This is a genomic window from Pantoea sp. 18069 (genome assembly GCF_902706035.1).
In the GTDB taxonomy this organism is placed as follows: domain Bacteria; phylum Pseudomonadota; class Gammaproteobacteria; order Burkholderiales; family Burkholderiaceae_C; genus Comamonas.
On record NZ_CACSJA010000015.1, the window covers coordinates 57,293 to 83,537 of the forward strand.

General features: G+C 66.8%; 24 protein-coding genes. 9 read left to right on the forward strand and 15 right to left on the reverse strand.

The window, feature by feature from the left end; genetic code table 11:
• Nucleotides 1-736: 736 nt before the first annotated feature.
• From GVL12_RS13620 to GVL12_RS13635, 4 genes are all read left to right on the forward strand, one after another.
• On the forward strand, nt 737-1,723 hold the full coding sequence (locus GVL12_RS13620; protein WP_159914834.1) for a tripartite tricarboxylate transporter substrate binding protein: 987 nt from the start codon (nt 737-739) through the stop codon (nt 1,721-1,723).
• A 5-nt stretch (nt 1,724-1,728) separates the two neighbouring features.
• Nucleotides 1,729-1,893: a hypothetical protein gene (locus tag GVL12_RS13625; RefSeq protein WP_159914836.1), complete on the forward strand. Its 165-nt coding sequence runs from the start codon at nt 1,729-1,731 to the stop codon at nt 1,891-1,893.
• A 77-nt stretch (nt 1,894-1,970) separates the two neighbouring features.
• Entirely contained in the window at nt 1,971-2,738 is a 768-nt protein-coding gene (locus GVL12_RS13630; protein WP_159914838.1) for a 2OG-Fe dioxygenase family protein, read from the forward strand.
• Between the two features lie 96 nt (nt 2,739-2,834).
• Nucleotides 2,835-3,272: a universal stress protein gene (locus GVL12_RS13635; protein WP_159914840.1), complete on the forward strand. Its 438-nt coding sequence runs from the start codon at nt 2,835-2,837 to the stop codon at nt 3,270-3,272.
• A gap of 53 nt (nt 3,273-3,325) precedes the next feature.
• Here GVL12_RS13635 and GVL12_RS13640 read toward each other — a convergent pair whose 3' ends face one another.
• Genes GVL12_RS13640 through GVL12_RS13650 form a run of 3 tightly spaced genes read right to left on the reverse strand, consistent with a single transcriptional unit; the run spans nt 3,326 to nt 6,555 of the window.
• Nucleotides 3,326-4,387, reverse strand: coding sequence for a porin (locus GVL12_RS13640; protein WP_159914842.1), 1,062 nt, complete (start codon nt 4,385-4,387; stop codon nt 3,326-3,328).
• A gap of 42 nt (nt 4,388-4,429) precedes the next feature.
• On the reverse strand, nt 4,430-5,425 hold the full coding sequence (locus tag GVL12_RS13645) for a tripartite tricarboxylate transporter substrate binding protein (protein WP_159914844.1): 996 nt from the start codon (nt 5,423-5,425) through the stop codon (nt 4,430-4,432).
• Between the two features lie 38 nt (nt 5,426-5,463).
• Nucleotides 5,464-6,555: a 4-oxalomesaconate tautomerase gene (locus GVL12_RS13650; RefSeq protein ID WP_159914846.1), complete on the reverse strand. Its 1,092-nt coding sequence runs from the start codon at nt 6,553-6,555 to the stop codon at nt 5,464-5,466.
• 178 nt (nt 6,556-6,733) lie between these two features.
• On the opposite strand from GVL12_RS13650, the gene GVL12_RS13655 reads away from it, so the two are divergent.
• Entirely contained in the window at nt 6,734-7,660 is a 927-nt protein-coding gene (locus tag GVL12_RS13655; RefSeq protein WP_159914848.1) for a LysR family transcriptional regulator, read from the forward strand.
• A gap of 139 nt (nt 7,661-7,799) precedes the next feature.
• Here the strand turns inward: GVL12_RS13655 and GVL12_RS13660 are convergent, their stop codons facing one another.
• Nucleotides 7,800-8,519 (reverse strand): pirin family protein, encoded by a 720-nt coding sequence (locus GVL12_RS13660; RefSeq protein ID WP_159914850.1) that lies wholly within the window; start codon nt 8,517-8,519, stop codon nt 7,800-7,802.
• A 148-nt stretch (nt 8,520-8,667) separates the two neighbouring features.
• Between GVL12_RS13660 and GVL12_RS13665 the strand changes: the two genes are divergently transcribed.
• The 4 genes from GVL12_RS13665 (at nt 8,668) to GVL12_RS13680 (ending at nt 12,476) form a co-directional block, all read left to right on the forward strand.
• Nucleotides 8,668-9,570 carry a LysR family transcriptional regulator gene (locus GVL12_RS13665; protein ID WP_159914852.1) on the forward strand — a complete coding sequence of 301 codons (903 nt, stop codon included), beginning with the start codon at nt 8,668-8,670 and terminating at the stop codon, nt 9,568-9,570.
• Nucleotides 9,571-9,718: 148 nt separating this feature from the next.
• Nucleotides 9,719-10,042, forward strand: a complete 324-nt coding sequence (locus GVL12_RS13670; protein WP_200843740.1) for a helix-turn-helix transcriptional regulator — start codon at nt 9,719-9,721, stop codon at nt 10,040-10,042.
• A 17-nt stretch (nt 10,043-10,059) separates the two neighbouring features.
• On the forward strand, nt 10,060-11,157 hold the full coding sequence (locus GVL12_RS13675; protein WP_159914856.1) for a carboxynorspermidine decarboxylase: 1,098 nt from the start codon (nt 10,060-10,062) through the stop codon (nt 11,155-11,157).
• Between the two features lie 44 nt (nt 11,158-11,201).
• The gene (locus GVL12_RS13680; RefSeq protein ID WP_159914858.1) at nt 11,202-12,476 is read left to right on the forward strand and encodes a saccharopine dehydrogenase family protein; all 1,275 of its coding nucleotides are present in this window, start codon (nt 11,202-11,204) and stop codon (nt 12,474-12,476) included.
• Between the two features lie 104 nt (nt 12,477-12,580).
• On the opposite strand, the gene GVL12_RS13685 is transcribed toward GVL12_RS13680, so the two are convergent.
• The 11 genes from GVL12_RS13685 to gcvH form a co-directional block, all read right to left on the reverse strand.
• Nucleotides 12,581-13,564: a tripartite tricarboxylate transporter substrate binding protein gene (locus GVL12_RS13685; protein WP_159914860.1), complete on the reverse strand. Its 984-nt coding sequence runs from the start codon at nt 13,562-13,564 to the stop codon at nt 12,581-12,583.
• A 384-nt stretch (nt 13,565-13,948) separates the two neighbouring features.
• The gene (locus GVL12_RS13690; RefSeq protein ID WP_159914862.1) at nt 13,949-14,707 is read right to left on the reverse strand and encodes an SDR family NAD(P)-dependent oxidoreductase; all 759 of its coding nucleotides are present in this window, start codon (nt 14,705-14,707) and stop codon (nt 13,949-13,951) included.
• 55 nt (nt 14,708-14,762) lie between these two features.
• A complete protein-coding gene (locus GVL12_RS13695; RefSeq protein WP_159914864.1) occupies nt 14,763-15,464 on the reverse strand; it encodes an ABC transporter ATP-binding protein in 702 nt (233 codons plus the stop codon).
• A gap of 8 nt (nt 15,465-15,472) precedes the next feature.
• Nucleotides 15,473-16,240, reverse strand: coding sequence for a high-affinity branched-chain amino acid ABC transporter ATP-binding protein LivG (gene livG / locus GVL12_RS13700; RefSeq protein ID WP_159914866.1), 768 nt, complete (start codon nt 16,238-16,240; stop codon nt 15,473-15,475).
• Nucleotides 16,237-17,490 (reverse strand): high-affinity branched-chain amino acid ABC transporter permease LivM, encoded by a 1,254-nt coding sequence (locus tag GVL12_RS13705; protein ID WP_159914868.1) that lies wholly within the window; start codon nt 17,488-17,490, stop codon nt 16,237-16,239. Before GVL12_RS13705 ends, livG begins: the two co-directional genes overlap by 4 nt.
• Nucleotides 17,490-18,419, reverse strand: coding sequence for a high-affinity branched-chain amino acid ABC transporter permease LivH (gene livH / locus GVL12_RS13710; RefSeq protein WP_159914870.1), 930 nt, complete (start codon nt 18,417-18,419; stop codon nt 17,490-17,492). The genes GVL12_RS13705 and livH overlap by 1 nt, the downstream gene beginning before the upstream one ends.
• A gap of 84 nt (nt 18,420-18,503) precedes the next feature.
• Complete coding sequence (locus GVL12_RS13715) at nt 18,504-19,628, reverse strand: high-affinity branched-chain amino acid ABC transporter substrate-binding protein (RefSeq protein ID WP_159914872.1); 1,125 nt, start codon at nt 19,626-19,628, stop codon at nt 18,504-18,506.
• Between the two features lie 152 nt (nt 19,629-19,780).
• A complete protein-coding gene (locus GVL12_RS13720; protein ID WP_200843741.1) occupies nt 19,781-20,443 on the reverse strand; it encodes an RluA family pseudouridine synthase in 663 nt (220 codons plus the stop codon).
• A gap of 4 nt (nt 20,444-20,447) precedes the next feature.
• Nucleotides 20,448-22,643 (reverse strand): PAS domain-containing sensor histidine kinase, encoded by a 2,196-nt coding sequence (locus GVL12_RS13725; protein ID WP_159914876.1) that lies wholly within the window; start codon nt 22,641-22,643, stop codon nt 20,448-20,450.
• A 192-nt stretch (nt 22,644-22,835) separates the two neighbouring features.
• The gene (gene gcvP / locus GVL12_RS13730) at nt 22,836-25,736 is read right to left on the reverse strand and encodes an aminomethyl-transferring glycine dehydrogenase (RefSeq protein WP_200843745.1); all 2,901 of its coding nucleotides are present in this window, start codon (nt 25,734-25,736) and stop codon (nt 22,836-22,838) included.
• A gap of 91 nt (nt 25,737-25,827) precedes the next feature.
• Complete coding sequence (gene gcvH, locus GVL12_RS13735; protein WP_159914880.1) at nt 25,828-26,202, reverse strand: glycine cleavage system protein GcvH; 375 nt, start codon at nt 26,200-26,202, stop codon at nt 25,828-25,830.
• Nucleotides 26,203-26,245 lie beyond the last annotated feature (43 nt).

A 26,245-nucleotide genomic window follows, 5' to 3' on the forward strand; every position in this document is an offset into this window, starting at 1 on the left:
CTTCTCAAGCCCATGGCATTGGCGCGAGGAGTGGTTCATCTGCAAAAGCAATGGCGGGCTGAAAATGGCAATCAGGCGGCCGGGAGATTTGACGACGGACCAGGGAAAATGTCCGGCGTGGCCTGCCGGGCAGCTATGGACCGACGGCCATGGCTGCGGGCCGGATGACCGACTGTTGTTTTGACAGCGAGGGCGGTTTGTGGAGGGCGCGGGTGCGCGCCGCTGCCATTGCGCGTCTCGACGGGCAGGGGCGGCAGCCCTCCAGGATCGAACTGCCGCTCGCGCCTCCGAGCGCCCTGTGCCGCCTGCCCTCGAGAGCCTCTGCATCAACCGCCCGAGCCCTTGCTGCCAACGGGCGCCCACCGCGCTGGCACGCAATCGCCGTCGGGAATACTGCAATTTTCGCAGTTCATATCTGCGATATTCTAAGTACTGAATTCTGGTGGTACCACTAGAATTTGATGGTCCTTTTGGCAGATATTTTGCGAAAAAGGCATGAACTCCATGGGGATTCGATTTTCTTGCAAAGCATGCGGTGATTTTGCGTGCGTATTGTTTTGTCGACTCCTTTGGCTTGTGAATATCCGGAAATAGTCGGGTCATGCAGGCTGGATTATTCATTTTCTCTGATGGGGTTTTGCGGGCCATCAAGTGTTTGTCCGCCAGCGCAGCGGTTCCAGTCATTTGTGTGGGTCTGATACTTTCGATTTATAAAGAATAGAAACAGGAGACATATATGAACGAGATCTTGCTCAAGCGCCGCACTGTCTTGATGAGCAGCTTGTTGCTGGGCTCGGGCGTCAAGGCCCAGGCCGCGCTCGACAACTGGCCTGCGCGTTCGATCCGCATCGTGGTCGCCGGATCGGCGGGTGCCGGTGGCGATATCTTTGCCCGGCTGATCGCCGCGCCATTGCAGGAAATTCTCAAGCAGCCGGTGGTGGTGGAGCCCAAGCCCGGAGCCAACGGGCTGATCGCCTGCGATACCGTGGCCAAGGCGGCGGGTGATGGCTATACGTTGTTGTTTGCGCCGTCCTCGGCCATTCTCATCAACCCGGTCATTCACGACAAGATGCCTTACAACACGGAAAAGGATCTGACCCCCATCATCCAGGTCGGCGCCGCAGGGATACTGCTGGTGGCCAATCCTGCGACCGGGTTCAAGAACCTTGCCGACATGGTGGCCTATGCCAGGGCCCACCCGGGAAAGCTCGCCTACGGCTCCTGGGGCAATGGATCTTCCGGCCACTTGACCATGGAAGGCATCAAGGCCCATTACGGCCTGGATATGCCGCATGTGCCCTACAGGGCGCTGTCTACCGAAGTGTCCGACCTGCTGGGCAACAACATCAGCGTGGGATTTACCGACATCGCTTCACCTATTCCCCATATGCGCAACGGCAAGCTGGTCGCGCTGGGCACCACCGGCTCGCAGCGCTGGCCGGCCACGCAGGACGTGGCGAGCTTGACGGAGCAGGGCTACAAGTTCGATGCCGATGGCTGGTATGGCGTGTTTGCCCCCTCGAGCACGCCGCGCAAGATCATCGACTACCTCAATGAAGAGATCAACCGCGTGCAGAAAACCACGGAAGTGCGCCAGAAGATCGAAGGCCAGAACATGAACGTCCCGGTGGGCCAAAGCGCCAGGCAGTTTGCCGAAGCGATCAAGGCCGATGCCGCCATCTGGCAGGGCCTGGCCAATACGACCAATCTGAAAAGCAAATAAGCGGCTTGCTGCGCGCGCATGCGCGCGTCCAAGGCCGGCGCATCGGCTACCCGACGGACATCGTGAATACCGTGGTCTTTCTGGCCCGCGATGCGTTCGCTTGCGTCAACGGGCAGGACAGCGTTGTGGGTGGCGTATTTCTGAACGCCTCGCTGGCCAACCTGTACTGACGCCAGCCGGAGGCGTTTGCAAAAAAGTGCGCGGCCTGGGCCTTCGGGGCCAGGCCGCGGCGTTAAGCTTGGAATCTATGACGCACGTCACTTTTTCACCCCCGTATATCCACCCCGACCAGGCCGCAAGCCAGCTGCGCAGCCAGGGGTATGCCGTTTTATCGCCTGCCGACGTGGCAGCCTGGATAGGTGCGACGCCCGCGCAATTGCGCACGCTCGCCGACGACTGGTCCGACCTGCCGCCCGACGAGCACCTCAAGGACGGCGGCCGCTACCGGCGCCGGCGGCATTCGTGCTTCATCGCCGAGGACGGGAACTTGCAGCAGGTCGCGCACCGCGCGCACTGGCAGCCCGTGGAGTACAACGCGCTGCACGGCGGCATGCTGCGGCTGTTCGCACCCATGCACGACCATGTCGTGGCCCAGCCTGCGTGGCGCAAGCTGTTGATCCAGCTGGGTCATCTGTCCGACCAGGTGTTCCGGTTGCATGCGCCGCCCGCGCCCTGGTTCATCGAATCGCACCAGTTCCGCATCGACACCAAGCAGGGCATTGGCCGACCGACGCCCGAAGGCGCGCACCGCGATGGCGTCGATCTGGTGGCCGTGTTTCTGGTCGGGCGCGAGAATGTGAAGGGCGGCGAAACGCGCGTGTTCGAAGCTTCGGGCCCGCAGGGACAACGCTTCACGCTGACCGAGCCGTGGTCGCTGATGCTGCTTGACGACGCGCGCATGATCCACGAAACCACGCCCATCCAGCCCGTGGCCGAAGGCGGCTACCGTGATACGCTGGTGGTCACCTGCCGCCGCAATGGTTTTCAGGGCGCGGAATTCGACGAGCCCGCATAACTTGACAACTATCAAGGCCTGCGGCCGTGTGGCGTGCCACACTGCAGTCATGGGGCCCCAATGCGGCCTGTCGTGTTCATCTAGAGGAGAGACATCATGTTCAAGCACATTCTGGTTCCGGTCGATGGCTCGTCCACATCGCTGCTCGCGGTATCCAAGGCCGCCGAACTGGCCAAGGTCTTCGGCAGCAGCGTGACGGCGGTCTATGTGGTCGACCCCTATCCTTTCACCGGCGTCGGCGCCGACTTCGCTTACGGCCAGGCCCAGTACCTGAGCGCCGCCACGACCGAAGCGAATACCGCGCTCGAGGCCGTGCGCAAGATCATGGAAGAGGCCGGCCACCCGGTGAACACCGTGGTCGGCGAGGGCCATGCCGTGCACGAAGGCATTGTGCGCGTGGTGGACAGCATTGGCGCCGACCTGATCGTCATGGGCTCGCACGGCCGCCGCGGCCTCGAGAAGCTGATGCTGGGCAGCGTCACCGCACGCGTGCTGCGCTCGGTGCATGTGCCGGTGCTGGTCGTGCGCCCCTGACGCCTGCGCCGCAATCACAGAAAAAGCCGCTGGTGACAGCGGCTTTTTTTGAATCAGAACGAATGCACCACGCCTGCCGACAGGCCCGTCGCGCGCGCCTTGTTGGCCGCGCCCTGGAAGCCATTGCGCCAGCGCGTGTTGTCCAATTCGGCGTAGACCTTGGTGCGGCGCGAGAGCTTGTATTCGGCAAAGGCCACGAGGCGGCCATAGCCGTCGTCGGCCGCACCGGTGCGCGTGCGGTCCACCTTGTAGTAGGCGGCTGTCAGGTCGGACTGCGGGGTCAGGGCCCAGGTGGCGCCCGCCGACAGCATGCGCTGCACGGTGTTCCGGTCGGCGGCGGTTTCGGCCTTGCTGCGCCCGGCGTTGGCCGCGAGGCGCACCTTGCCCCATTGGTAGGCCGCGCCCAGGGTGGCGCCGTCGAGCGTGCGCTGGTTGGCGTCCTTGAAGGTCTGGAATGCGCCGGACAGCGTCAAGGCCCTGGCCGCATAGGCCAGCCCCAGCCCGCGCGACGACAGCGCGCCGCCTTGGTCCGCGACTTCGCCCAGGCCCCACATCGCGCGCGCCGTCAGGCCGCCCCAGCGGCCGGTGAACTTGAGCGCGTTGTCGAGCCGGTACGACCCCGAAGTCGACCCCGCACTGCCGAACTGCATGCCCAGGCCGTGCTGGCTCAGTCCCGCGACGCCTATGCTGGGGTTGAAGCTCGCAAAGCGCATGCCCAGCGGGTCCACGGGCGAGACCGCATCGGCCAGCGTGCTCGTCTGCCGGCCCAGGGCCAGCGTGGCCCAGCCGCTTTGCAGGGCTAGCCAGGCAGCGCGGTCAAAGTACTTGCCGGCGTTGGCCGATGCCCCGGTATCGGCGTTGAGGCCGCTCTCGAGCTGGAACAGCGCCTTGGCACCGCCGCCCAGGTCTTCGCTGGCGCGAATTCCCCAGCGGCTGGTGGTGTGGATGCCGCTGCCCAGGCTGCGGGTCGAGCCGGCCGCGGGCGCGTTGGCGGCAGTGAGGCCGCTGCCATGGCGCGCGCCCAGGTCCACGGTGCCGTAGAGCGTGACGCTGCTGGTTTGCGCTGCCGCGCAGGCGCTGGCCAGCGCGGCGCAAAGCATTGCCATTGTTTTCATGCTTGTCTCCCTCTTATGGAATTTTGAAACTGCGCAGCGTGCTCAATCCGCCGTGAGCTGGGCCTTGAGCACAACGCCTTTCCACTTGGCGATCTCCTGGCGCACGGTCAGCCCCAACTGCTCGGGCGTGCTGGTGTCGACCACCGCGCCTTGTTCCTCGATGCGCCGCACCACGTCCTTGTCGGCCAGCGCAGTGTTCAAGGCCTTGTTGAGCTGATCGACCACGGGCCGCGGCGTCTTGCCCGGGGCAAACATGGCGTACCACTGGGTGACCTCGACGCCCTTGACGCCGGCCTCTTCGAGCGTGGGCACATCGGGCAGCAGCGTCGAGCGCTTGGGGCCGGCGAGCGCCAGCGCGCGCAGCTTGCCGCTCCTGACATGCGTGTAGGCCGAAAACAGGCTGGGGAACATGACCTGGGTCTGGCCGGCCATGGTGTCGTTCATCGCCGGCGCGGCGCCGCGGTAGGGCACATGGGCCATTTGCGCGCCGCTCTCGAGCTTGAAGATTTCGGCCGTGAAATGCGGGGCCGTGCCGTTGCCTGCGGACGCGTAGTTGAAGTCCTGCGGCCTGGCCTTGGACAGCGCCACCAGATCGGCCACGGTATTGGCCGCCACCTTGGGGTTGACCACCATCAGCGTGGCCGAATAGCTGACCATGCCTATGGGCTCGAACTGCGCGATCGGGTCATAGCGCAGCTTCTGCAGCGCCGGGCTCATGCCGTGCGTGCCGATGTAGCCGAAAAGAATGGTGTGGCCGTCGGGCGCGGCGCGCGCCACATATTCGGCCGCGATGGCACCGTTGGCGCCGGCCTTGTTCTCGACAATGACCTGTTGGCCCAGCAGGCCGGACATCTTGATCGCCACGACGCGGGCCATGGCGTCGTTGCCGCCGCCGGCGGCCGTGGGCACGACCAGCGTGATGGGCTTGTCGGGATAGGCGCCGTGGGCCGACGGGGTCAGGAAAGGCGCGCAGACGGCGATGAGCGCGGCCGAGGCGAGCAGTGAGCGGCGTGCGGGGCGAGCGGTTGAAAGTTTCATTTTTTTGTCTCCTGTCATGAAAAGTCCTGGTTTTGAAATCAGTCGGTCAATGCGTTTTCCGAAACGTACAGCGTGCCCTCCAGAATCTTGCGCGCGGTGCGCACCAGCGCGGCCTGCACGAGCTTGAAGTGGCCATCCACTTCGGTGAGTTCGACGTCGACGTGGATGCGGCCCGCGGGGTGCAGCACCTCGATGCGGCGCGTGCCTGCTGCTGCGGCCTCGAAGGTGTCGGTGATCACCGTGCCCGGCAGTACATGGGCCGCGGCCACGCCGATCGCGCCGGTCACGGCATGGGAGCGGTGGCAGCGCAGCGGTGTGAAGTAGCGCGAGACCACGCTGCCCGCATGCGCACCTGCGGACACGATCACGGGCTTGGGCAGCACGCTGTTCGAGACGTCGCCCATGCCCATGCGCCGCCCCGCCTCGCGCCGCAGCGATTCGAGCCGGCGCAGCAAGCCGGTATCGGCGTCGAGCTGCGCCGGGCTCTCGTCGCCGCGCAGACCCAGATCCGCGGCGCGCACCAGCACCATCACCTGCGCGGCGTCGATGCAGGTGACCTGCAGGCCGTCGATGGTGTCTATGCGCCGGCCCGTGGGAAAGATCTGGCCCGTGACCGCGCCCCAGGCGTCGAGGAAGTTCATCAGCACCGGCGCTGCCGTGCCCTGCACGCCGTCGATATGCACATTGCCTTCGTAGCGCACCTGGCCGGCGGCGGTGCAGACCTGTACATCGATCCTGGAGCGGGTGTTGACGTTGTAGACCCGCACCGTGGTGGTGTGGCCTTCGGCCGCGGCCGGCACCAGTCCCTGCTCGATCGCAAACGGCCCGACGCCGGCGAGCATGTTGCCGCAGTTGGGCCGCGTGTCGACGCGGGCTTCCTCGACGCTGACCTGGGCGAAAAGGTAGTCGACGTCGCAGTCGGCATGCACCGATTTCGAGACGATGGCCACCTTGCTGGTCAGCGAGTTGCCGCCGCCCAGGCCATCGATCTGCAATTCATGGGGCGAGCCCAGCGCCGCGATCAGCGTGCGGTCACGCGCCGCAGGGTCGTGCGGCAGCCAGTCGGCCAGGAAGAACGGACCCCGGGAGGTGCCGCCACGCATCAGTACGCAAGGAATTTTGTAGCTCATGGGTCGGCATGGTGCGACGCCTGCGCTATTCTGTGAATTGCATTGTTGGCAATGATTGATGCATGCAACGCAATAGGCTGTGGAGCCATTTACATGCTGGAATAGCTTGCGTGAATTGCAATGTTGCTAACGTTTGATGCACGCCGTGCAACAGACAAATGTCTTGAAAGCGCCCGCCATGAACAACAAATTCGACCTCGGCGACATCCAGGCCTTCGCGGCCGTGGCCGAGCTGCAGAGCTTTCGCGCCGCGGCCGAGTCCATCCATCTTTCGCAGCCCGCGTTCAGCCGCCGCATAGACAAGCTCGAGGAAGCGCTGGGCGTGCGCCTGCTCGACCGCACCACGCGCCGCGTGACGCTCACGGCCGTGGGGCGCGACTTCGCGCGCAAGACGCGCATCTGGCTCGACGACCTCGACGGCATGCTCATGGGCCTGGGCGATGTGGCCGCGCGGCGCATGGGCGAGGTGACGATTGCCTGCGTGCCTTCGGCCGTGTATTACTTCCTGCCGCAGGTGGTCAAGCGCTACCACGAGCGTTTTCCCAAGATCCGCGTGAAAGTGCACGACGCGAGCGCCAACGAGGTGCTGGTCGCCGTGGCGCAGGGTGACGCCGACTTCGGCCTCAACTTCATCGGCAGCCAGGAGGCCGAGATCGAGTTCAAGCCGGTGCTGGCCGAGCGCTTCGTCGCCGCCTGCCGCCGCGACCATGTGCTGGCCCGGCGCAAGAAGGTCACCTGGGCCGAGCTGGGCCAGCACGACTTCATGTCGGTGGGCAAGACTTCGGGCAACCGCCTGCTGATGGACCTGGCGCTGGCCAACGTGCCCGACCGCCCCCAGTGCCTGTACGAAGCCAAGCATGTGACCACGCTGCTGGGCCTGGTCGAAGCGGGCCTGGGCGTGGCGGCCGTGCCCAGCCTGGCCATGCCGGGCAAGGACCACCCGACGCTGGTGAGCATCCCACTGGTCGAGCCCATCGTCACGCGGCAGATGGGCCTGATCAAACGCCGGGGCAGATCGCTGTCGCCCGCGGCCCAGCAGCTGTACGACCTGCTGGTGGCCACGCGTTCGGCGCGCATTCGCCGGGCGCCAAGGCCCGCTGAATGACGCCGCCGCCGGCTGCTCGGCGCGGCTTGCGCCTGGCCGGCGCAGCGTCTGCTGCAGGCGCGACCGGGATCGATTGCCTACCCGTGGTCCACGAACCGGCCAGCACGATGATCGGGCCGCTGGATGGGACAAATGGGCCTCACATGCCTGGCAGCTCGTTGGGGCGCAGGTCGAATACCAGCACTTCGGCGTTCTCGCCGTGGTCGAAGCGCAGCGATCCAGCGTCGCGGATGCGCGCGCCGTCGCCTTCGGCCAGGCGCTCGCCGTTGACTTCAAGGCTGCCGCGGGCCACATGCACATAGACATGGCGATTGGGGCCGATATCGAGCGTCGCGGCTTCGTTGCCGTCGAACAGGCCCGCGTAGACCCGTGCGTCCTGGCGCACCGCCAGCGCGCCGTCCTCGCCCCGGGGCGCGATGATCAGGCGCAGGCGGCCGCGCTTGTCGGCTTCCTCGAAGTGCACCTGCTGGTAGCGGGGCTCGGCGCCGCGTTCGTTCGGCACGATCCAGATCTGCAGGAAATGCACGGGTTCCTGCGCCGAGTGGTTGAACTCGCTGTGCTGCACGCCGCTGCCGGCGCTCATCATCTGCACGTCGCCGGGGCGGATCACCGAGCCCGTGCCCATCGAGTCCTTGTGCGCCAGCGCACCTTCGAGCACATAGGAGAAGATTTCCATGTCGCGGTGGCCGTGCGTGCCAAAGCCCTGGGCCGCGGCGACGCGGTCGTCGTTGATCACCAGCAGGTCGGAGAAACCCTGCTGGCGCGCATCGTGGTAGTTGCCGAACGAAAACGTGTGGCGCGATTGCAGCCAGCCGTGGTTGGCGCGGCCCCGGTGGTCGGCTTTGCGGATGTCGAGCATGGTGTGTCCTTTGCAGGTTCGATGAAATTCAATCTTTGCAAGATGCGCGGGGTTTTCCTGTGTTTCTTGCGGCGGTGAAGCCAGTTTCGCGCGTTTGGCAGGCTTGCAGATGGAAGGTTTTGGTGGTTCATCATCGATAATTTCGAACATGCTCAAACTGTCTCTCGAAGCCATGGAAATCGTCGACGCGATTGCCCGCCACGGCTCGTTCGCCGCCGCCGCCGAGCGGCTGCACAAGGTGCCGTCGACGATCTCCTACGCGGTCTCCAAGCTCGAAGAGCAGCTGGGCCTGGCGCTGTTCGTGCGCCGCGGCCCACGCGTCACGCTCACGCCCGCGGGCCAGGAGCTGCTCAAGGAAGGGCGCTGGCTGCTCGCGGCCGCGCGCCAGCTCGAGTCGCGCATGCGGCAGATTGCGACGGGCTTCGAGTCGGAGCTGCGGCTGGTGCATGACTCGCTGATTCCCACCAGCGCCTTCAACCCCGATATCTGCGCGTTCGAGGACCTGGACTGCGGCACGCGCCTGCGCATAGGCAGCGAAGCGCTGACCGGTCCCTGGGAAATGCTGCGCGAAGGCCGCGCCGATCTGATCGTCGCCGCGGGCGAGGGCCCGCCCGGGGGCGGCTACAAGGCCGTCGCGGTGGGCAGCCTGGAGTTCGCCTTCTGCGTCACGCCCACGCACCCGCTGGCGCGCCTTGCGCGGCCGCTGGTGCGCGACGACCTGCTGGAGCACACGGCCATCGTCGTCGGGGATGGCGCGCGTTCATCGGTCGAGCGCACCGTCGGGCTGCTGATGGGGCAGCGGCGCGTCACCGTGCCGAACATGCAGGCCAAGATCGCGGCCCAGACGGCGGGGCTGGGCCATGGATATCTGCCGCGTGCCTGCGTGCGCGCCGACCTGGAGCAAGGCGTGCTCGTCGAGCTGCAGGTCGGGCAGCCGCGCCCGCCCGAGACCTTCTGGCTGGCCTGGAGCGCCGAGCGCATGGGCGAGGCGCTCAAATGGTGGATTCAGCGGCTGGACCGGCCGCTGCTGCCGGGCATCCTGCCGTTCTGATCCGCGCGGCCTGGATGCCCAGGAGCATAAAGCCGCACATTCCGTGCCGCTATTGCCTGCAGGATATGCATTGCTGACCATATGTGGTTAAAGTCATATTCCGAGTCCGTTCCGGACTTCAAGGAATTGCAATATGGCGACCAAGCGTATGCCTGATACCGCAAAGCGGGCGGCGAATGCGCCGCTGCCGTTGGTCCGGCTCAAAGACCTGCGCAAGGGCGCGGGCAAGACCCAGGAAGACCTCGCGGCCGCGCTGGGCGTGGGCCAGGACACGATCTCCCGGCTCGAGAAACGCAGCGACATGCTGCTGTCCACGCTGCGGCATTACGTGGAAAGCGTGGGCGGCCAGCTGTCGCTCGTCGCCCGCTTTTCCGACCGGCCCACGGTGGTCATAGATCACCTGGGCAAAGACCGGCAGGCTTCGCGCGCGCGCAAGCGCGACCTGATGCCCGCCGAAGAAGGCGAACCCTAGCGTTAGCGACGACTGAAATGATCCCCACCCCTTACTATCTGATCGACAAATCCGCGCTGCTGCGCAACCTGCAGGCCATGGACTATGTGCGCGCGCATTCGGGCGCCAAGGTGCTGCTGGCACTCAAGTGCTTTGCGACCTGGTCGGTGTTCGACCTGATGCGCGAACACATGGACGGCACCACGTCGTCCTCGCTTTACGAGGTCAAGCTGGGCCAGCAGAAGTTCGGCGGCGAGACGCATGCCTACAGCGTCGCCTTTGCCGACCACGAGATCGAGGAAGTCGTGGCCCACAGCGACAAGATCATCTTCAACTCCATCGCCCAGCTCGAGCGCTTCGCGCCGGCGGCGCGCGCTTTGCCCCGGGGCCTGCGGCTCAACCCCGGCGTGAGCTGCGCGGGCTTCGATCTCGCCGACCCGGCGCGGCCTTTCAGCCGGCTCGGCGAGTCCGATCCGGCGCGCATCCTGTCCGTGATCGACGCCATCGATGGCGTGATGATCCACAACAACTGCGAGAACCAGGACTTCGCGCGTTTCGACGCCTTGCTGACCGATGTCGAGCAGCGCTACGGCGAGATCCTGGGCCGGCTCAAATGGGTGAGCCTGGGCGGCGGCATACGCTTTACCGCGCCCGGTTACCCGCTTGACGCCTTTTGCGCGCGCCTGCGCCGCTTCGCGCAGGCGCATGGTGTCCAGGTCTATCTCGAGCCCGGCGAAGCCACGGTGCGCGAGACCACGACGCTAGAAGTCAGCGTGCTCGACGTGGGCTTCAACGGCAAGGCGCTGGCCGTCGTCGACAGCTCGACCGAAGCGCACATGCTCGATCTGCTGATCTACCGTGAAACCGCGGCGATCGGCTCCGGCGAGGGCGAGCATGTCTACCAGGTCTGCGGCAAGACCTGCCTGGCCGGCGATATTTTCGGCGACGCCCGGTTTGCCCAGCCGCTGCAGGTGGGCGACCGGCTGTCGATCGCCGACGCCGGCGCCTACACCATGGTCAAGAAGAACTGGTTCAACGGCATCCACATGCCGGCCATTGCCGTTCGCGAACTCGACGGCAGCGAGCGGGTGGTGCGCCAATTCACCTTTGAGGATTACGTCGCCAGCCTGTCCTGAGGCTGGCGACGCAACGATGTGAACGAAAGAGAGGGAGTGATTCAATGAAGCGTAATGTTCTGATTATCGGCGCGGGAGGAGTGGCACAGGTCGTGGCGCACAAATGCGCGCAAAACAATGCCCTGCTTGGCCATATCCACATTGCCTCGCGCACGCTGGGCAAATGCCAGGCGATCATCGACTCGATCCACGCCAAGAACAGCCTGCAGCAGCCGGGCACGCTGCAGGCGCATGCACTCGATGCGATGGATGTGGAAGCGACCAAGTTCCTGATCCGCGCAACCCACAGCCAGATCGTGATCAATGTCGGTTCGCCGTTTCTCAACATGTCGGTGCTCGCGGCCTGCCTGGAGACCGGCGCGGCCTATCTCGACACCGCGATCCACGAGGACCCGCTCAAGGTCTGCGAGACGCCGCCCTGGTACGCCAACCACGAATGGAAGCGCCGCCAAGCCTGCCGCGATGCGGGCGTGACCGCGATCCTGGGCGTGGGGTTCGATCCGGGCGTGGTCAATGCCTATGCGCGCTATGCGCTGGACCACTGTTTCGACCGGGTCGATTCGATCGACATCATCGACATCAATGCGGGCAGCCACGGCCGCTACTTCGCGACCAATTTCGACCCGGAAATCAACTTCCGCGAGTTCGTCTCCACCGTCTGGTCCTGGGAAGACCGGGCCTGGAAGGCCAACGCGATGTTCGAGCACCGGCGCGACTGGGACATGCCGGTCACGGGCGTGAGCACGACCTACCTCACGGGCCACGACGAACTGCACTCGCTGTCGCAGCACCTGGACGTGCCCAATATCCGCTTCTGGATGGGCTTCAGCGCGCATTACATCAACGTCTTCACGGTGCTCAAGAACCTGGGCCTGCTGTCGGAGCAGCCGGTGCGCACGGCGCGCGGGCTCGAGGTGGTGCCGCTCGAAGTGGTCAAGGCCGTGCTGCCCGACCCGGCGTCGCTGGCGCCAGACTACCAGGGCAAGACCTGCATAGGCGACCTGCTCAAGGGCGAAAGGAACGGGCAGCCGCACGAAGTGCTGATCTACAACAGCTGCGACCATGGCGAGAGCTTCACCGAAGTCGGCAGCCAGGCGATTTCCTATACCGCGGGCGTGCCGGCCGTCGCCGCTGCGCTGCTGATCGCCAATGGCATCTGGGACGTGGGCCAGATGGCCAATGTCGAGGAACTCGACCCGGTGCCGTTCATCGCGCTGATGAACCGCATGGGCCTGCAGACCCGCATCCGCGATGCGCAGGGCGACCGCCTGCTCGATGTGCGGCTGCCCGAGGAAAAGCTGCGCGCCAACGCCCGCTGAGGCAGTGCCGGGCGCCTCTGCGTCGGGCGCCGCAGCGCGCTCCCCAATGCAAAGCGCCCTGGCCCCCGTCAAGGGGCAGGGCGCTGCAGCGCAATTCCGGGGTCTTACTGGATCTTCGCGCCCGAGTCTTCGACGAGCTGCTTGGACGCCTTGAAGTCGGCCTTGAACATCTTGTCGAAGTTGGCCACGCTCATTGCCTGGGGCTCTGCGCCCTGGGCCAGGATGGCGTCGCGGATTTCAGGCATGGTCAGCAGCTGGTTGACTTCGGCATTGACCTTGGAGACGATGGCCGCAGGCGTGCCCGCGGGCATGAACAGGCCGTACCAGGTGCTGACGTCGAAGCCCTTGATGCCGCTTTCGGCGAGGGTGGGAACGTCGGGCAGCGAAGTCGAGCGCTTGGCCGAAGTCACGGCCAGGGCACGCAGCTTGCCGGCCTTGATCTGGGCGATGGCCGAAGGCACGGACGACACCAGCAGGTCCACATTGCCCGCGAGCGCATCCATCAGCGCGGGGTTGGAGCCCTTGTAGGGCACGTGGGTCAGCTGCACCGACGCGGCCTTTTCAAGCAGCACGCCCGCGATATGGATGCTCGTGCCATTGCCGGGCGAGCCATAGGTGATCTTGCCGGGATCGGCCTTGGCCGCGGCGATCACATCGGCCACGGTCTTGTAGGGCGAGTTCACGCTGGTGGCGATCACGACGGGCGTGTAGGCCACATGGGCGACGGGCGTCAGGTCGCGCACCGGGTCCCAGGGCAGGTTCTTGTACAGGTACGGGCCCAGCACCAGGTTGTCCTTCTGGCCCATGACCATGTCATAGCCCGTGGGCGCGGACTTGGCGGCATCGGTGATGCCTATGGTGCCGCCGGCGCCGGCCTTGTTCTCGGGCACCACGGTCCACTTCGTGACTTCGGTGAGCTTGTTGGCCACGACGCGGGCCAGGATGTCGGTGCCGCCGCCCGGAGGAAACGGAATGACCATGCGTATGGCCTTGTTCGGGTAGTCGGCAGCGGGCTGCTGGGCGGCGGCGGTGAAACTCGCCGTGAAGGCGCAGGCCACGACGGTGGCGGTGATCAGTGGGCGAAACATGGAACAACAAACTCCGGTGACGGATCGAAAGGAACAGCGGGCCGGACACGCGCGACGGCTGGTGGCAGTCGGGCGTCGCAGCCGCTTGCTGAAACAAAATGGGCAAGATTCGATGATCGGGGAGGGTGTTTCCGCCATCAATGGGTGTTTGTCTCTAGGTCGTAGAGGAACGGCAAGGCGCAAGGCCTTCACCGTCTCACAGCCCGTGCCATGCACAGCGGGGTTGCCGACTGTGCGATCACCGGCAGCGCCGCCGATCTGGTGCACTGCCCTGTGTGGCCCACGGGACGCGGGCTGGGAACAGGAGCTTACTGCATTTTGTTACCCCGGCGGCCGAGTGCACGGGGTAGCAGGACGCGTCAACGGGCCATTGGCCGTGGCGCGTCAGGCCTGACGCACATCCGCTATGGGTTCCGCGCCAAAATCCGCGCGCCGCAGCCAGGCCAGCACCTGGGCCGCGGCTTCATCGGGTGACGCCAGTTGATCGTGGGCCTTGAGATCAGTAAAACGCTGCAGGTCGGGAAATGCTGCCGGGTCGGCATTGCGCAATTGCACCTGCATATCGGTATCGATCACGCCGGGCGCCAGCGAACAGATCCTGGCGCCATGCGGCTTGAGCGCTTCCTCCAGCGCCACGCAGCGCGTGAAATGGTCCATGCCGGCCTTGGCCGCGCAGTAGGCGGCCTGCGAGGCCATCGCGCGCCGGCCCAGGCCCGACGAGATATTGAGCACCTTGCGCCTGGCGGGCCAGTGCTCGGTCGCGCCGAGAAACGCGGCCGTGAGCAGCATCGGCGCCTCGAAGCCCACGCGCAAGGCGGGCGACAGCTGCGCGGGCGTGAGCGAGGACAGCGGCGCGATCGGCGGCATGGCGCCGGCGTTGTTGATCAGCGTGACCTGCGGGTACCGGCCCGAAGGCTGCTGCCTGAGCCAGTCGCTCAACCGGGCCGCGGCTTCGGCCGGGGCTGCGAGGTCGACCTGCCATTGCTCCAGGGGCGCGCCCGCGGCCGCAGCGGCGTCGGCGAGGGCGTCATTGCGATGGCGCGCCAGGCAGATCAGCGTGTGGTCGGGGTGCAGCAACTGCCGCGCCATGGCCAGGCCCATGCCGCGCGAGCCGCCGGTGAGGAAAATCAGATGGGATGTCATATGCCTATGGTAATGGCCTGGGGCAGGGGGCAATGGAGTGACGCATGCCACATGGCTACGCCCCCAGATACGCCGCGCGCACCGCGTCATTGCGCAGCAGGTTGGCGCCCGTGTCGTGCAGCACCACGCGCCCGGTCTCGAGCACATAGCCGCGGTCGGCGATCTGCAGCGCGCGGTTCGCGTTCTGCTCGACGAGAAACACCGTGACGCCGGCCGCGCGAATCGTCTGGATGATCTCGAAGATCTGCGCGATGATCAGCGGCGCCAGGCCCAGCGTGGGCTCGTCCATGAGCAGCAGCCGGGGCCGGCTCATCAGCGCCCGGCCTATGGCCAGCATCTGCTGCTCGCCGCCCGACATGGTCGCGCCGCGCTGGCGCGCACGCTCGCGCAGCCGGGGAAACAGTCCGAACACATGCTCCATGCCGTCGCGGATCTCCTCCTTGCCCTGAAAGAAGCCGCCCATCATCAGGTTTTCGGTCACGGTGAGGTGGGGGAACACGCGCCGCCCTTCGGGCGAGATCGCAATCCCCTTGCGCATGATCAGGTGGGTGGGCAGCAGCGTGATGTCTTCGCCGTCGAAGACCACGCGGCCGCTGCTCGCGCGCGGCGTGCCGCACAGCGTCATCAGCAGCGAGGTCTTGCCCGCGCCGTTGCTGCCGATCAGCGTCACGATCTCGCCCGCGTGGACTTCGAGGCTCACGTCGTTGACCGCGCAGATCGCGCCGTAGTGGGTGGACACGTTTTTGAATTGCAGCATCGCCGCCATCAGGCCTCTCCCAGATAGGCCTTGATGACCCGTTCGTCGTGGCGAATGGCTTCGGGCGTGCCCGTGGCGATCGGCTTGCCGTACTCCATGACCAGGATGCGCTCCGAGACGCCCATCACCAGACCCATGTCGTGCTCGATCAGCAGCACGGCCACGTCATGCTGCTGGCGCAGCTGGTCTATGAGCTGCTGCAGGTCCTTCTTTTCCTGCGGATTGAGGCCTGCGGCCGGCTCGTCGAGCATCAGCACCTGGGGCCGGGTGATCATGCAGCGCGCGATCTCGAGCCGGCGCTGGTGGCCATAGGCGAGATTGCCCGCGGGCCGGTTGGCGTAGGCGCGCAGGCCCATGTAGTCGAGCCAGTGCAGCGCGTTGTCCAGCGCCTGCTGCTCGGCGCGCCGGTAGCCCGCGGTATTGAACAGCCCGGCGAGAAACGAGGTGCGCATCTGGCGGTGCTGGGCGACCAGCAGGTTCTCCAGCGCGGTCATCGACTTGAACAGCCGCACGTTCTGGAACGTGCGCACCACGCCGCGGCGCGCGACGTTGTGGCTGCCCAGGCCGGCGATGCTGCGCCCGGCCAGCGAAATGCGGCCCGCGCTGGGCTGGTAGAAGCCGCTGATGCAGTTGAACACCGTGGTCTTGCCCGCGCCGTTGGGGCCGATGATGGCAAACACTTCGCGCGGGTGCAGCGAGAACCCCACCGTGTCGACGGCCAGCAGGCCGCCAAAGCGCATGCTCAGCGCCTCGACTTCGAGCAGGGCCGCGCTCATGGGCCGACCTCCAGATGGGGGCGCTTCATAGGCAGCAGGCCTTGCGGGCGCCAGACCATCATCAGAATCATCACCAGGCCGAAGATCAGCATGCGGTACTCGGAAAACTCGCGCGCGAGCTCGGGCAGCACCGTGAGCAGGATGGCGGCGATGATCACGCCCAGCTGCGAGCCCATGCCGCCGAGCACGACGATCGCCAAAATCAGGGCCGACTCGATGAAAGTGAACGATTCGGGGCTGACGATGCCCTGGCGCGCGGCGAAGAACGCGCCGCCCAGGCCGGCGAACATCGCGCCCAGCGTGAACGCCGACAGCTTGATCTTCATAGGGTGCAGGCCCAGCGAGCGGCTGGCGATCTCGTCCTCGCGCAGCGCTTCCCAGGCCCGGCCTATGGGCATGCGGATCAGCCGGTTCGAAATCCACAGCGTGATCAGCGCCAGCGCGAGCGCCATCAGGTACAGCGCGATCACCATGTGCAGCGACTGGAACTCTATGCCGAAGAACTGGTGGAAGGTGGTGGCGCCTTCGGTGCTGGCGCTGCGCGTGAGTTCGAGCCCGAACACCGTGGGCTTGGGGATCCCCGAGATGCCGTCGGGTCCGCCGGTCAGGCTCGTGAGGTTGATCAGCAGCAGCCGGATGATTTCGCCAAAGCCCAGCGTCACGATCGCGAGGTAGTCGCCGCGCAGGCGCAGCACCGGAAAGCCGAGAACGAAGCCGAACATCGCGGCCATGGCCCCGGCCAGCGGCAGGGCTTCCCAGAAGCTCCATCCGGCCCAGTGGAACAGCAGCGCATAGGTGTAGGCGCCGACCGCGTAGAAGCCGACAAAGCCCAGGTCGAGCAGGCCCGCGAAGCCGACGACGATGTTCAGGCCCAGGCCCAGCATCACGTAGATCATCGCCAGCGTCGCGATGTCGACCGCATTGCGGCCCGCGAAGAACGGCCAGGAGACCGCGATCAGCAGCGCGGCGAGCATCAGGCCCTGGCGCTGGCGGTCGCCTACGGCCGGCAGCGCCGGGCGCGGCAGGCGCGGCATGCGCGCAAAACCGCGCGCCAGCCAGGGGCGCAGCAACTGCACCACGAACACCAGGGCGCAGGCCCAGGCCACCGTGCCCCAGTGCGGCACGATGATGGTGCGCGTGCCCGCGCGCTCGAGGTGCAGGCCGAAGATGGGCAGTGTGACCAGCGCCGTGAGCACGCTGGCGATCAGCGCGTCGCGCAGATTGTGTCGCAGCAGGGAGGCGGCCGTCATTAGACTTTCTCCACTTCAGGTTTGCCGAGAAGGCCCGTGGGGCGCACGAGCAGGATCAATACCAGCAGCGAGAACGCCACGATGTCCTTGTATTCCGAGGAAATGTAGGCTGCGGCCAGCGTCTCGGCCACGCCCAGCAGCACGCCGCCGAGCATGGCGCCGGGAATGCTGCCTATGCCGCCGAGCACGGCCGCGGTGAAGGCCTTGATGCCGGCGAGAAAGCCGATGAACGGGTTGAGCTTGCCCACGGCCAGCGCGATCAGCACCCCGCCCACGGCCGCGAGCACCGCGCCGAGAATGAAGGTGAACGAGATCACGCGGTGGGTGTTGATGCCCAGCAGGTTGGCCATGTGCATGTCCTGGGCGCAGGCGCGCGAGGCCCGGCCCATGCGCGAGTGGCGGATGTAGAGCGTGAGCAGCACCATCAGCACCACCGCGACCACGATGATCATGATGCGCGTATAGGGGATGAAGATCTCGAAGCTGCCGTTGGCGCCACCGAACTGCAGCGCGCCGGGCAAGAGCGAAGGCACGGCCATGTCGCGCGCGCCCTGGCCGAGCGCGACCCAGTTCTGCAGGAAGATCGACATGCCGATCGCCGAGATCAGCGCCACCAGCCGCGGGCTGTTGCGTATCGGCTTGTAGGCCACCTGTTCGACGACGAAACCGTAGACGCCGGTGATGATCGCGGCCACGACCAGCATCAGGCCTATCACCAGCCAGATCGGCACGCCGCCCTGCGTGCCCACGGCCGACAGCGTGACCAGGCCCACATAGGCGCCGATCATGTAGATGTCGCCATGCGCGAAGTTGATCATGCCGATGATGCCGTAGACCATCGTGTAGCCGATGGCGATCAGCGCATAGATCGCGCCCAGCGAGAGCCCGTTGAACAGCTGCTGCAGCAGCTGGGGCAGGAAATCTTCCATCGGTCACCACCTTCCGCCAGAAATGACATCTGCACCGGAGGTGGACAGCGTTGCTGCACACCCCCGATGCGCGCGGAGCAGGCCTTACTTGACGGCCGCTGTCTTGCTGCCGTCCTTATGCCATTCAAAGACCTGGAAGTCAAAGGCGTTGAGGTCACCCTGCTTGTTCCAGCCCACGGTGCCCAGCGCCGTGTCGAAGCTGGACTTGTGCATGTGGTCGGCGACCTTGGCGGGGTTGTCGCCCACGGCCTTGATGCTCTCGAGCAGCACTTGCACCGCCGCATAGGACGTCAGCTGGAACGCGCCCGAGGGGTTGCGCTTCTTGTCCTGGAAGGCCTTGACCACGGCGGCATTCTTGGGATTGGCCGCGAAGTCGGCGGGCAGGGTCACGAGCATGCCTTCGACCGCATCGCCGGCAATGGCGTTGACTTCGGGGTTGCCCACGCCTTCGGGGCCCATCATGCGCACCTTGAGCCCCTGCTCGGCGGCCTGGCGCAGCAGCAGGCCCATTTCGGGGTGGTAGCCGCCGTAGTAGACGAAGTCCACCCCATTGCTCTTGAGCTTGGTGATCACGGCCGAATAGTCGCTGTCGCCGGCGTTGATGCCTTCGAACAGCGCGACGTTGATGCCGGCCTTTCTCAGTGCGTCGCGCACCGAGGTCGCGATGCCCTGGCCGTACGACTGCTTGTCGTGCACCACCGCGACCTTCTTGGGCTTGGCCGTGCCGATGATGAATTTCGCGGCCGACGGGCCTTGCTGGTCGTCGCGGCCGATGGTGCGGAAGATGTAGTGGAAGTTCTTGCCGTCGGTCAGCGCGGGCGAGGTCGCCGAAGGGGTCACGACGACCACGCCCTCATTGTTGTAGATTGGCGCGGCGGCAATGGCCGCGCCCGAGCACACGGGCCCGACCACATAGCCGATCTTGGCGTTGACCACGCGGTTGGCCGCGACCGGGCCCTGCTTGGGCTCGCAGGCGTCATCGACGGGCACGAGCTCGATGTTCTTGCCCTGGATGCCGCCCGCGGCATTGGCCATTTCTACGGCCGTGGACGCACCTTCCTTGACCATGTCGCCATATTGGGTCAACGCGCCCGTGGTCGGGATGACCATGGCGATGCGGATGTTCTGCGCATGGGCCAGGGGCAGCAGGCCCGCGGCGGCCAGGCCCAGCGCGGCGACCAGGACAGACAGGCGAAAAGGTTTTTGCATGGCGATCTCCTTGAATGGCGGGGGTTACGAGCCGTAGGAGTCCCAGCTTATGCCGGCCTGCAAAGGCCGCAATAGGGTATATGCCAGGGGACGGGCTGCGGCGCGCGCTGTTCAGGGTGCAGCGGCGCGCAGCGGGGTTGTTTCAGGCCGTTTCAGAACGGCGCGGGCAGGTCGAATGCGCGCCAGTCGCCCGTTTGCGGGTGGGCCAGTGCGAGATGCTCGGCATGCAGCATCAGGCGCGGCGCGGCAGCGGCAATGGCCTCGCTCGCGTAGAGCGCGTCGCCCAGGATAGGGTGGCCCAGATGGGCCAGGTGCAGGCGCAGCTGGTGGGTGCGGCCGGTGAGGGGCTCGAGCGCCACGCGTGTGCAGCCGGGCCAGCCCGGCGGGTTGTGGGCCAGCACGCGCCAGCGCGTCTGGCTGGGCTTGCCGGCGGCGTCAATGATGCGCAGCGGCCGGCGCGGCCAGTCGGCCGCGATCGGTGCGTCTATGGTCTGCCATGTGTCGTTCGCCTCGCCTTCGGGCATCAACAGCCCGTGAACGATGGCCACATAGCGCTTGTGCACCGCGCGCTGCTCGAACGCCAGGCTCAGCTGGCGCTGCACCGGCGGCGACAGCGCCATCAGCACCAGGCCCGACGTCGCCATGTCGAGCCGGTGCACGACCAGCGCCTGAGGCCACAGCGCCTGGACGCGCGCGCTCAGGCAGTCCTGCTTGTCTTCGCCGCGGCCGGGCACGCACAGCAGGCCCGGGGGTTTGCCCAGCACCAGCAGCGCGTCATCGGCCGCGATGCAGCGCAGTGCTTGGTCGGCGGCCATCATGTCAGTCGCGCAGCGGCTGGTTCATGAGCTGGTCGACGGTGGTGCACAGCTCCTCGACGTCGTTGGGCTTGTGGATCAGCGCCCGCGCGCCCGCAGCCAGGGCCTCGGCTTCGATCTCGGTCGTGACGTAGCCCGAGGCCAGCGCCACCGGCAGGCCGGGGCGGGTGGCGAGGGCCGCGCGCACCAGGTCCACGCCGCAGAAACCGGGCATGTTGTAGTCGGTGACCAGCAGGTCGTAATGCGCGGGCGCGGCCTCGAGCGCGGCCATGGCTTCGCGCGGATCGGTGAAGCCGCTGACGTCGTAGCCGCGTCGGCGCAGCAGCCGCTGCACCAGGAACACCAGCGCCTGGTCGTCATCGACGTACATCACATGCCTGCGCGGCGCGCCGTCGGGCGCGGCGCCGTCCGCAGGCGGGGCGTCGAGCGCGGGGCGGCGCGCGATCGGCGCGGCGATCACCGGCGCCGAGCCGCTGGCCACGGGGAAGTAGAGCGTGAACCGGCTGCCTTCGCCCAGCGTGCTCGTGACGTCGACCGCACCGCCATGGGTGCGCATCACGCCATGCACCACGGCCAGGCCCAGGCCCGTGCCCTGGCCCACGGGCTTGGTCGTGAAGAAGGGCTCGAAAATGCGCTGCAGCGTCGCGGCGTCGATTCCCGGGCCGTTGTCCTGCACGCTCAGCGCGACATAGTTGGCCAGGGGCAGGCCCAGGCGGTCGCTCAGGCGCTGGTCGGCAAGCGCGAGGCTGGCCGTGACCTGCACCATGCCGCGCGCGTCGCCGATCGCATGCACGGCATTCGTGGTCAGGTTGAACAGTGCCTGCTCGACCTGGGTCGCATCGGCGAGCAGCGCGGGCAACTGGGGTGCTATATGCGAGTGCAGCGCGATCGCCGGCGGCAGCGTCACGCGCAGCAGGCGCTCGGTATCGCGTATCACTTCGGCGGCCTGCACGGCGCAGCGCTTGGGCGGCTCGTTGCGGCTGAACGTCAGGATCTGGCGCACCAGGTCGCGCGCGCGCCGGCCGGCCTTCTCGATTTCAAGCAGGCTCTCGAGCAGCGTCGAGCCCTCGGGGCAGTCGGCGCGCGCGAGTTCGACATTGCCCAGGATCGCGCCGACGATGTTGTTGAAGTCGTGGGCGATGCCGCCGGCCATGGTGCCCACGGCCTGCATCTTGTGGGATTCGCGCAGCTGGGCCTCGAGCTCGCTGCGGTGGGCTTCGGCTTTCTTGCGGCTGCTCAGATCGCGCGCGAACACCGTGGTCGTGGTTTCCCCGCCACCATGCTGCTCGAAGGCCAGGCTGACTTCGACGGCGAGCTGCTTGCCGCTGGCCGTGCGCGCTTCCATCTCGCCGAGCACGGCCTGCGTGGTGAGTGCGGCGAACTCGAGCGCGCTCGCGGCGTCGGGCAGGAAGCGCTCGAGCGGGCTGCCCAGCGCATCTTCGGCCGCGCAGGTGAACAAGGCCGCGGCCGTGGGGTTGAAGACCGTGATGCGTTGCGCGTTGTCCACGCAGAGGATGGCGTCGAGGCTCGAATTGATCACCGATTCGAGCCGGCGCTCGCTCGCAAACAGCTGCTTGTTGCGTTCCTGCAGCGTCAGCCGCTCGGCAAGCAAAGGCCCCTGGTCGACCACGGCACACAGAAACTGGGCGATCGGCGGCCCTTTCTTCTGCGGTATTTCAATGCAGGCGATGTGCAGGTCGCCGCAGAGATGGACTTCGTCGCTGATGGTGAAGACCACTTCATGGACTTCGCTGCCGCCGCGCTCGCGCGCTTCCATGAAAGCTTCGCAGACGCGGTCGGCATGCGCTTCGCTGACCAGCGGCATGAACGACACGAGGATGCGGTCGCGTTCGGTCGGCTGGAAGGCGTTGTGCGCCATGGCGTTGGCCTGGATCACCATGTCGTGCTCGTCGAGCACCAGCAGCGGCAGCGGGATGCTCGCGAACAGCGCCTCGAAGCGCTCGGACGCGCTTTCGGCCACGGCCTGGCTGTAGTCGAGGACCTTGTTCTGGATCTCCAGCTCGTGCTGGTAGTTGCGCAGCTCGGCGACCAGCGCGGCCAGCGGCTCCTCGGCCACGGGCTCGACCACTTCCTGCGGCCACGGCAGGGGCGTCACGTCGTGGGGCTCGGGCCCCATCAGGGCGTGCAGGCCCTGGGGATCGTCTTTGCGCAGGAGAAAGGACAGGTCGGGACGGCTCATGAAAGGTGGTGCATTGGCCGTACGGCAGAGGCTCCGCAGACGCCGCGAGTTTAAGCGGCAGCCCCCGGCGCCACAAGCCTGAAGCCAAGTGGACCGGCAGTTGACTCAGTTATCCATTGCGCAGTTGGCATTCGCTGCGCTTGAATCCGGCATGTTCCCGCTCGCAGGCACCCGCACAAGGGCTGCCCAGGCTCAGTGCGTGTAGGAATCCAGGGGAATGCAGCTGCAGTGCAGGTTGCGGTCGCCGTGCACGTTGTCTATGCGCGCCACGGGCGGCCAGTACTTCGCGTGGCGCAGGCCGGGCTGCGGAAATGCCGCCTGTTCGCGGCTGTGCGGGTGGGGCCAGTCGGCGGCGAGCAGCGCGGCCGCGGTGTGCGGCGCGTTCTTCAGAACGTTGTCGGTACGCGACACTGCCCCCGACTCGATCTCGCGGATTTCCGCGCGGATCGCGATCATCGCCGCAATGAAGCGTTCGATTTCGGCCAATGGCTCGCTTTCCGTGGGCTCGACCATCAGCGTGTTGGGCACGGGAAAGGACAGCGTCGGCGCATGCAGGCCGTAGTCGATCAGCCGCTTGGCCACGTCTTCGGCCGTCACGCCGCTCGTGGCCTTGAAGCCGCGCAGGTCGAGAATGCACTCATGGCCCACGCGCGCGCGCTGGCCCGCGGCCCCGGCACTCGCATAGAGCGTCGGGTAGTGCGCCTGCAGCCGGCAGCTGATGTAGTTGGCGCTGAGGATGGCGGTCTCGCTCGCGCGCTGCAGGCCCTCGGCGCCCATCATGCGCATGTACATCCAGCTGATCGGCAGCACCGCGGCATTGCCCAGCGGCGCGGCGCTCACCGCGCCCACGCCCGACACGAGGCCCGTGGTCGCATGGCCGGGCAGGAAGGGCACGAGGTCCTCGACCACGCAGACCGGGCCCACGCCCGGGCCGCCGCCGCCGTGCGGAATGCAGAACGTCTTGTGCAGGTTCAGGTGGCTCACGTCGCCGCCGAACGCCCCGGGCGCGGCAATGCCCACCAGCGCGTTCATGTTCGCGCCGTCGACGTAGACACGCCCGCCGTGGCGGTGCACCAGCGCGCACAGCTCCTCGACGCGGGACTCGAACACGCCGTGTGTGCTCGGGTAGGTGATCATCACGCACGACAGGCGCTCGCTGTACTGCGCGCATTTGTCGGCGAGGTCGGCGAGGTCCACATTGCCCTGGGCATCGCAGGCCGTGACCACGACTTCGAGCCCGGCCATCTGCGCGCTGGCCGGGTTGGTGCCATGCGCGCTCGACGGGATCAGGCAGATGTCGCGCTGGCCCTGGCCGTTTGCCGCATGGTAGGCGTGGATGGCCAGCAGGCCCGCGTATTCGCCCTGCGAGCCCGCATTGGGCTGCAGGCTGATGCCCGCATAGCCCGTGGCTTCGCAAAGCCAGGCGCGCAGCTCGGCGTCGAGCTGCTGGTAGCCCGCGAGCTGCTCGGGCGGCGCGAACGGGTGGATCTGCGCGAACGCGGGCCAGGTGATGGGAATCATCTCGCTGGTCGCGTTGAGCTTCATGGTGCACGAGCCCAGCGGAATCATCGTGCGGTCGAGCGCGAGGTCCTTGTCCGACAGCGCGCGGATATAGCGCAGCATCGCGGTCTCGGCATGGTGGACGTTGAACACCGGGTGCGTGAGAAAGCGGCTGGCGCGGCGCAGCGCCGCGGGAATGCGCAGCGCGGTGCCGGCTTCGAGCGCCGCGACATCGGGCAGCGCCTGCCCGGGCGCGGCAAAGATCTGCCACAGCAGCGCAATGTCGGCGCGCGTCGTGGTTTCATCGAGCGCGATGCCCAGCGCCTCGCGCGAATGGCGACGCAGGTTGGCGCCCAGGGCGACGGCGCGCTGCGCGAGCGCGTCGGTGGCCGCGCCGGTGTGCACCAGCAAGGTGTCGAAACTGCCGTGCCCGGCGACCTCGTGGCCCAGCTGCGCCAGGCCCTGGGCGAGGATGGCGCAGTAGCGCGCCACGCGCAGCGCGATGCGCGTGAGGCCTTCGGGGCCGTGGTAGACCGCGTACATGCTCGCGACGACCGCGGGCAGCACCTGGGCGGTGCAGATATTGCTCGTGGCCTTTTCGCGCCGGATATGCTGCTCGCGCGTCTGCAGCGCGAGGCGGTACGCGGGCTGGCCCTGGGCGTCGCGGCTCACGCCGACGATGCGCCCGGGCAGCGCGCGCTTGTAGGCATCGCGGCAGGCCATGAACGCCGCGTGCGGGCCGCCCGCGCCCATGGGCATGCCCAGGCGCTGGCTGCTGCCGACCACGATGTCCGCGCCCCATTCGCCGGGCGGCGTGAGCAGCGTCAGGGCCAGCAGGTCGGTGGCGACGATGAACGCCGCCTGGCGCGAATGCGCCAGCGCCGCGTCGGCGCCGAGGTAGCTGATACGGCCGTCGGTCGCGGGATACTGCGCGAGCGCCGCGAAATAGTCGCCTTCGAGCGCCTGCTGCCAGGCCGAGGGCGAATCGGGCACCAGCACTTCTATGCCCAGCGGCCGCGCGCGCGTCTGTATGACTTCCATGGTCTGCGGGTGGGTGCCGGCCGAGACCACGAAACGCCGGCTCGCAGACTGCGTCATGCGCAGCGCCAGCGTCATGGCTTCGGCCGCGGCCGTGGCCTCGTCGAGCAGCGAGGCATTGGCGATGGGCATGGCCGTCAGGTCGCAGACCATGGTCTGGAAATTGATCAGCGCTTCCATCCGGCCCTGGGAAATCTCCGCCTGGTAGGGCGTATAGGCCGTGTACCAGGCCGGGTTCTCGAGCACGTTGCGCAGGATCACGCCCGGCGTATGCGTGCCGTAATAGCCCTGGCCGATGAAGCTCCTGAGCTGCTGGTTGCGCGCGGCCAGCCGCTGCAGCTCGGCCAGCGCCTGGGCTTCGCCCACGGCTGGCGGCAGTTGCATGGCCGTGCGCCGCGCAATGCCGGGCGGCACGATCTCGGCGATCAGCGCGGCGCGCGAGGCGGCGCCGACCATCGACAGCATCAGTGCTTCGTCTTCCTCGCCGGGCCCGATATGCCGGGCGACGAACTCGTCGGGGTTTTCAAGGGAATGCAGCGCGGGAACATGGGGCATCGTCATGGCAGGACCTAGGGAGAAGTCGAAAGCAATGGGATCTGCCGGGCACATTCCCGTGCCTGGCGCAGGCGCCTGGGCGCCTATACGCTTACGCGCTCTGCGCGAAGGCGGTGTAGGCCGCTTCGTCGAGCAGGCCTTCGAGCTGCGCGGGGTCGCTGAGCTTGATCTTGAAGAACCAGCCGCCCGCCAGCGGGTCGGAGTTGGCCAGCGACGGGTCGTCGCGCAGCGCTTCGTTGACTTCGACGATCTCGCCGCTCACCGGCATGTAGATGTCGGCCGCGGCCTTGACGGACTCGACGACGCCCGCGACCTCACCCTGGGCAAACGTCTTGCCGACTTCGGGCAGGTCGACGAACACCACATCGCCCAGCGCATCCTGCGCGTGCACGGTGATGCCCACCACGGCTGCGGCCGGGTCGGTGGCGTTGATCCACTCGTGGTCTTTGGAAAATTGAACGCTCATGAGAACTCCAGGAAAAACAAAAAAGAAAAACGCAAAGCGGTAC

Coding starts and splice junctions, on each gene's coding strand:
- GVL12_RS13620 (WP_159914834.1), top strand. CDS start 737: ATGAACGAGATCTTGCTCAAGCGCCGCACTGTCTTGATGAGCAGCTTG.
- GVL12_RS13630 (WP_159914838.1), top strand. CDS start 1,971: ATGACGCACGTCACTTTTTCACCCCCGTATATCCACCCCGACCAGGCC.
- GVL12_RS13635 (WP_159914840.1), top strand. CDS start 2,835: ATGTTCAAGCACATTCTGGTTCCGGTCGATGGCTCGTCCACATCGCTG.
- GVL12_RS13640 (WP_159914842.1), bottom strand. CDS start 4,387: ATGAAAACAATGGCAATGCTTTGCGCCGCGCTGGCCAGCGCCTGCGCG.
- GVL12_RS13645 (WP_159914844.1), bottom strand. CDS start 5,425: ATGAAACTTTCAACCGCTCGCCCCGCACGCCGCTCACTGCTCGCCTCG.
- GVL12_RS13650 (WP_159914846.1), bottom strand. CDS start 6,555: ATGAGCTACAAAATTCCTTGCGTACTGATGCGTGGCGGCACCTCCCGG.
- GVL12_RS13655 (WP_159914848.1), top strand. CDS start 6,734: ATGAACAACAAATTCGACCTCGGCGACATCCAGGCCTTCGCGGCCGTG.
- GVL12_RS13660 (WP_159914850.1), bottom strand. CDS start 8,519: ATGCTCGACATCCGCAAAGCCGACCACCGGGGCCGCGCCAACCACGGC.
- GVL12_RS13665 (WP_159914852.1), top strand. CDS start 8,668: ATGCTCAAACTGTCTCTCGAAGCCATGGAAATCGTCGACGCGATTGCC.
- GVL12_RS13670 (WP_200843740.1), top strand. CDS start 9,719: ATGCCTGATACCGCAAAGCGGGCGGCGAATGCGCCGCTGCCGTTGGTC.
- GVL12_RS13675 (WP_159914856.1), top strand. CDS start 10,060: ATGATCCCCACCCCTTACTATCTGATCGACAAATCCGCGCTGCTGCGC.
- GVL12_RS13680 (WP_159914858.1), top strand. CDS start 11,202: ATGAAGCGTAATGTTCTGATTATCGGCGCGGGAGGAGTGGCACAGGTC.
- GVL12_RS13685 (WP_159914860.1), bottom strand. CDS start 13,564: ATGTTTCGCCCACTGATCACCGCCACCGTCGTGGCCTGCGCCTTCACG.
- GVL12_RS13690 (WP_159914862.1), bottom strand. CDS start 14,707: ATGACATCCCATCTGATTTTCCTCACCGGCGGCTCGCGCGGCATGGGC.
- GVL12_RS13695 (WP_159914864.1), bottom strand. CDS start 15,464: ATGCTGCAATTCAAAAACGTGTCCACCCACTACGGCGCGATCTGCGCG.
- livG (WP_159914866.1), bottom strand. CDS start 16,240: ATGAGCGCGGCCCTGCTCGAAGTCGAGGCGCTGAGCATGCGCTTTGGC.
- GVL12_RS13705 (WP_159914868.1), bottom strand. CDS start 17,490: ATGACGGCCGCCTCCCTGCTGCGACACAATCTGCGCGACGCGCTGATC.
- livH (WP_159914870.1), bottom strand. CDS start 18,419: ATGGAAGATTTCCTGCCCCAGCTGCTGCAGCAGCTGTTCAACGGGCTC.
- GVL12_RS13715 (WP_159914872.1), bottom strand. CDS start 19,628: ATGCAAAAACCTTTTCGCCTGTCTGTCCTGGTCGCCGCGCTGGGCCTG.
- GVL12_RS13720 (WP_200843741.1), bottom strand. CDS start 20,443: ATGGCCGCCGACCAAGCACTGCGCTGCATCGCGGCCGATGACGCGCTG.
- GVL12_RS13725 (WP_159914876.1), bottom strand. CDS start 22,643: ATGAGCCGTCCCGACCTGTCCTTTCTCCTGCGCAAAGACGATCCCCAG.
- gcvP (WP_200843745.1), bottom strand. CDS start 25,736: ATGCCCCATGTTCCCGCGCTGCATTCCCTTGAAAACCCCGACGAGTTC.
- gcvH (WP_159914880.1), bottom strand. CDS start 26,202: ATGAGCGTTCAATTTTCCAAAGACCACGAGTGGATCAACGCCACCGAC.